Annotated in this window: 5 protein-coding genes; 2 read left to right on the top strand and 3 right to left on the bottom strand. The window is 66.4% G+C overall.

All coding sequences use genetic code 11. The annotated features are described in order from the left end of the window. Window positions 1-670, top strand: a 670-nt coding sequence (locus ENZ74_RS22460) for an MFS transporter (protein ID WP_164761138.1), incomplete at its 5' end; no start/stop codon positions are given. A gap of 61 nt (window positions 671-731) precedes the next feature. Here the strand turns inward: ENZ74_RS22460 and ENZ74_RS22455 are convergent. After that, window positions 732-2,945, bottom strand: coding sequence for a heavy metal translocating P-type ATPase (locus ENZ74_RS22455; protein WP_063168779.1), 2,214 nt, complete (start codon window positions 2,943-2,945; stop codon window positions 732-734). A gap of 105 nt (window positions 2,946-3,050) precedes the next feature. On the opposite strand from ENZ74_RS22455, the gene ENZ74_RS22450 reads away from it, so the two are divergent. After that, on the top strand, window positions 3,051-3,467 hold the full coding sequence (locus ENZ74_RS22450) for a helix-turn-helix domain-containing protein (RefSeq protein WP_013530143.1): 417 nt from the start codon (window positions 3,051-3,053) through the stop codon (window positions 3,465-3,467). 8 nt (window positions 3,468-3,475) lie between these two features. Here ENZ74_RS22450 and ENZ74_RS22445 read toward each other — a convergent pair whose 3' ends face one another. Both ENZ74_RS22445 and ENZ74_RS22440 read right to left on the bottom strand, forming a co-directional pair. Beyond that, complete coding sequence (locus tag ENZ74_RS22445; protein WP_013530142.1) at window positions 3,476-4,033, bottom strand: GNAT family N-acetyltransferase; 558 nt, start codon at window positions 4,031-4,033, stop codon at window positions 3,476-3,478. 182 nt (window positions 4,034-4,215) lie between these two features. Further along, a partial coding sequence (locus ENZ74_RS22440) for a peroxidase family protein (protein WP_348630701.1) occupies window positions 4,216-4,752 on the bottom strand: 537 nt, incomplete at its 5' end.

The following is a 4,752-nucleotide window of genomic DNA, read 5'->3' as shown; positions in this document are numbered from 1 at the left end:
TGCCATGGCAGCCCTTTTGCCGCGCACCACCGGCTCATCGGCCAAGCCCGCCGGTTTCGCCCGCGAGGTCCGCGTGCTGGCCCGCCAGCAGGTCTGGACATCGCTGATCCTGATGCTGATGCTGATGATCGGCCAGTTCGGCCTGTTCACCTACATCACGCCGACACTGCTCGAAGTCACCGGTCTCGACGAGAACCTGGTGCCGTGGGTGCTGCTGCTCAACGGCGTCGGCGCGACGCTCGGCGTCTTCCTCGGCGGCAAGCTCTCCGACTGGAAGCTGATGCCGTCATTGATCACCATGCTGGCCCTGCAGGCGGTGACGCTTGGCGTGATCTATGCCGTCAGCCCCTATCCCCTGCCGATGGTTGTGGCGATCGTCATCTGGGGCGGTCTCAACTTCGCCATCGGCACGCCGATCCAGACCCGCATCCTGGCCTGGACGGCAGATGCTTCCAACCTCGCCTCGTCGCTCATTCCCTCCGGCTTCAATGTCGGCATCGCGCTGGCCGCTTCGTTGGGCGCCGCGATGCTGAACAGCGGCTATGGCTACCGCAGCCTGCCGCTGCTGGGCGCCATCGCCATGCTGGTCGCCGTGGCAGTGGCGCTCGCCTCTTATGTCTGGGAAGGGCGCAGCAACGCCACGCCGCCGCTGACAGCCCCAGCCGAGTAGATCACGATCCGGAAAAGTGGACGCCGGTTTTCCGAAAAGATCGTGATCAACCAAAAGCGCTTCACCCGCGCCAGCGCAGCAGGCGCATGGCGTTGGCGGTGACCAGCACGGTCGCGCCGGTATCGGCCAGGATCGCCGGCCACAGGCCGGTGATGCCCAAAATGGTGGTGACCAGGAACACCGCCTTCAGCCCCAGCGCCACGGTGATGTTCTGGCCGATATTGGCCATCACCGCCCGCGACAGTTTCACCATACGCGCGACGTCCATGACGCGGCCGTGCAGGATCGCCGCGTCCGCGGTCTCCAGCGCCACGTCGGTGCCGCCGCCCATGGCAATGCCAATGTCGGCGGCCGCGAGCGCCGGCGCGTCGTTGATGCCGTCACCGACCTTGGCGACCTTGAAACCCTCGCGCTGCAATTCGCCGACGATGCGCTGCTTGTCCTGGGGCAACAGCTCCGCTCGCGCCTCGATGCCGAGCGAAGCGGCGATGGCTTGCGCCGTGCGGCGGTTGTCGCCGGTCAGCATCACCGCGCGGATGCTCTCGGCCTTCAGCGCCGCGATCCCGGCCGCAGCATCCGGCCGCGGCTCGTCGCGCATGGCAATCAGCCCGGCCACCACGCCATCGGCGACCAGCACTGACACCGTCTTGCCCTGGCCGTTGAGGCTGTCGACGGCGAGGCGCTGCGCTTGCGTCATGTCGGCGCGTTCGCCCGCCGCCTGGCCGGAGCCGAGGAAGACGGCGACGCCGCCAACGCTGCCCTCGACACCCTTGCCCGAGATTGCCTTCGCCGCGAGAGCCGGCGGCACCGGCGCCTTGTCGGCCTTGGCCCGGTCCAGGATCGCCATCGCCAACGGATGGCTGGAGCCCTGCTCCAGTGCTGCCGCCAGCGCCAGCACGGTGCGTTCATCCCTTCCATACGCCACGATGTCGGTGACGGCAGGCTTGCCTGCGGTCAGCGTACCGGTCTTGTCGAAGGCGACCGCCGTGATCCGGCGAAAGCCTTCCAGCACCGCACCGCCTTTCATCAATAGGCCACGCCGCGCACCGGTCGCAAGGCCCGCGGCGATCGCCGCCGGGGTCGAGATGACCAGCGCGCAGGGGCAGCCGATCAGCAGGATCGCCAAGCCCTTGTAGATCCATTCGTTCCAGTCGCCGCCGGCAAGCAGCGGCGGCAACAATGCCACCAGCGCACCGACCGCCAGCACCGCCGGCGTGTAGGTGCGCGAGAAGCGGTCGATGAAGCGCTCTGTCGGCGCCTTGGCCTCCTGCGCCTCCTCCACCAGCCGCACGATTCGGGCGATGGTGTTGTCGGAAGCGGCCGCCGTCACCCGCACCTTGAGCACGCCATCGGTGCTGATCGTGCCGGCAAAGACGGCGTCCGCAACGCCCTTGCGCTTCGGCGTGCTCTCGCCGGTCACCGGCGCCTCGTCGATTTCGCTCGCGCCCTCGATGATCTCGCCATCGGCCGGGATGCGGGCGCCCGGCCGCACCAGGATGATGTCGCCGACCGCAAGGTCTTCGGCGGGACACTCCGATGTGCCGCCTGCGCGCTCGACCAAGGCCGTCTTCGGCACCAGATCGGCAAGTCCCTGGATGCTCGCCCGCGCCCGGCCGGCGGCGACACCCTCCAGAAGCTCGCCGATCAGGAAGAGCACCACCACGGCGGCGGCCTCTTCAGTGGCACCGATCATCACGGCGCCTATCGCCGCGATGGTCATCAGCATCTCGATCGAAAACGGCGTGCCGGCCAATGCCGCCATCAGCGCGCGCCGTGCGATCGGCACCAGGCCGACCAACAGCGCGGCCAGGAACACCCCGCGTTCCGCCACCGGGAACAGATGGCCGATGCCGTATGCGGCGAGAAGCGCTGCCGCGCAGGCGAGCGTCAGCACCGCCCGGCGGGAACGCCACCACGCCTGCCCCGTCTCGGAATGGCCATGATCGGGATCGGGATCGTGGCTCGCATGATCGTGGCCTTCATGGTCATTGTGGACGTGATCGGCGTGCGCCTTGTCTGACATCGGCGATACATGTGCCTCTGCCCTGACGATGCCGTAGCCGAGCCGAGCCACCTGCTGCAGCACCCTGCCTTCCGGCAACGCGCCGCCATGGCTGACCGTCATGCTGGCACCGGTCACCGAAACCGAGACATCGGCGACGCCGTCTAGGCGACGCACCGCCGTATCGATCTTGGTTGCGCAAGAGGCGCAATCCATGCCGCCGATCTTGAACCGCGTCTGCCTGATTTTTACCTGGTCGAGGGGCGCCGTCATCACATCACCTGTCTGTCTTGCCCGCGCGGCGTCGCCGCATGGGTCTTGAACGCTGATGTCAGGCACTGTAATTGCTCTAGTCACTAGAGCTTCAAGAGGCAATTCATGTTTTCGATCGGTGATCTCTCGCGCCGCACCGGGGTCAAGGTGCCGACCATCCGCTACTACGAGCAGATGGGCCTTGTTGCCGCACCCGAGCGCTCGGAAGGCAACCAGCGCCGCTATTCCAGGCAGGAGCTGGAGCGGTTGGCCTTCATCCGCCACGCCCGCGATCTCGGTTTCGCCGTCGAGGACATCCGCTCTCTGATCGATTTGAGCGGCCACCCCGAGCAACCCTGCGGCCACGCCGACAAGATCGCCGAGGAGCAACTGATCTCGGTGCGGGAAAAGATTGCCCAGTTGAAGCGGCTCGAGGCCGAGCTCGAACGCATCGCCACGTGCTGCAATGGCCAGACGGTCGGCGACTGCTACGTCATCCGCGCGCTGTCGGATCATGCGCTGTGCGCCGATGAGCATGGTTGAGATACATCCTACAGCTCGATCCGGAACCGCAAACTTTCCGCTCCGCCATAGGCGGCGTCCTCGAAAAAGCGTTCGACGAGCTTGCCGCCATTGGCCAGGATCACCTTGTGCGAGGCCGGATTGCCCGGTTTGGCGGTGATCTCGACGTGAGCCAGGCCGACCGCCCTCGCCTCCTCCAGCATCAGGCGCAGCGCCTGTGTAGCGTAGCCGCGCCGCCGCTTCCACGGCACCACCGCATAGCCGATATGGCCGAGCACATGCGGCGGCAGGTCCGACGTACCCTTCTGCCAGCGAAAGCCGATCGAGCCCGACGCCTCGCCGTCCCAGATCCAGCGGCGGAAGCCTGGCAGGCGCGGCACCTTTTTGCCGTCAGGCAAGGTGATCGGACCGCCCCTGGCCTGGGGATCATCGAGGTCGGCGAGAAAAGCCACGGGATCCCTTTCGATTGCCGCAAGCTGCTCGCGCGTCGCTTCCAGCAATCGCACATTGTCCGGCGACCAGCCGCGTTCGAGTGCCGCCTTGTAGGACGGCAGATGTTCGAACGCGGGTTTGACGATTTCGATCATGGTGCACCGGTGCAGACGCGATGCCCACAAAATAGCATGCTTGACCAGGGAGGCACGGTCCACCAAAGCGCGGCCCCATACGACAAAGGCCGCGCTCCCATCACTGGAAACGCGGCCCTGGCGTTGTGTCCTTGGGAGGACCGGCGATCCGGCGCGGCCGCGCCGGAGCACCTTTAGCGATCTCAGGCGATGTCGAAGCGGTCGGCGTTCATCACCTTGGTCCATGCCGCAACGAAATCCCTGGTGAATTTCGCCTTGGCGTCCGCCGACCCGTAGACCTCGGCAAGCGCGCGCAATTGGGCGTGCGAGCCGAAGATCAGGTCGGCACGGGTGCCGGTCCACTTGACCGCCTTGGTCTTGCGGTCACGCGCCTCGTAGACTTCGTCGGAGCCGGCGGCCGGATCCCAGACCGTGTTCATGCTGAGCAGGTTGACGAAGAAGTCGTTGGTCAACGTACCCGGCCGGTCGGTGAACACGCCGTGCTTCGAGTTGGCCGTGTTGGCGCCGAGCACACGAAGACCGCCGACCAGCACCGTCATTTCGGGTGCGGTCAGCGACAGCAATTGCGCCCGGTCGACCAGCATGGCTTCGACCGACATCGGCTGCTTGCCCCTGACATAGTTGCGGAAGCCATCGACTTTCGGCTCGAGCGCGGCAAAGGAATGGACATCCGTCTGTTCCTGCGAAGCATCCATGCGACCCGGCGTGAACGGCACCTT

Source organism: Mesorhizobium sp. M7A.F.Ca.CA.002.15.2.1, from assembly GCF_003998715.1.
GTDB lineage: Bacteria > Pseudomonadota > Alphaproteobacteria > Rhizobiales > Rhizobiaceae > Mesorhizobium > Mesorhizobium ciceri.
This window is presented reverse-complemented; position numbering and strand designations above follow the sequence as displayed.

Coding starts and splice junctions, on each gene's coding strand:
- ENZ74_RS22450 (WP_013530143.1), top strand. CDS start 3,051: ATGTTTTCGATCGGTGATCTCTCGCGCCGCACCGGGGTCAAGGTGCCG.
- ENZ74_RS22445 (WP_013530142.1), bottom strand. CDS start 4,033: ATGATCGAAATCGTCAAACCCGCGTTCGAACATCTGCCGTCCTACAAG.
- ENZ74_RS22455 (WP_063168779.1), bottom strand. CDS start 2,945: ATGACGGCGCCCCTCGACCAGGTAAAAATCAGGCAGACGCGGTTCAAG.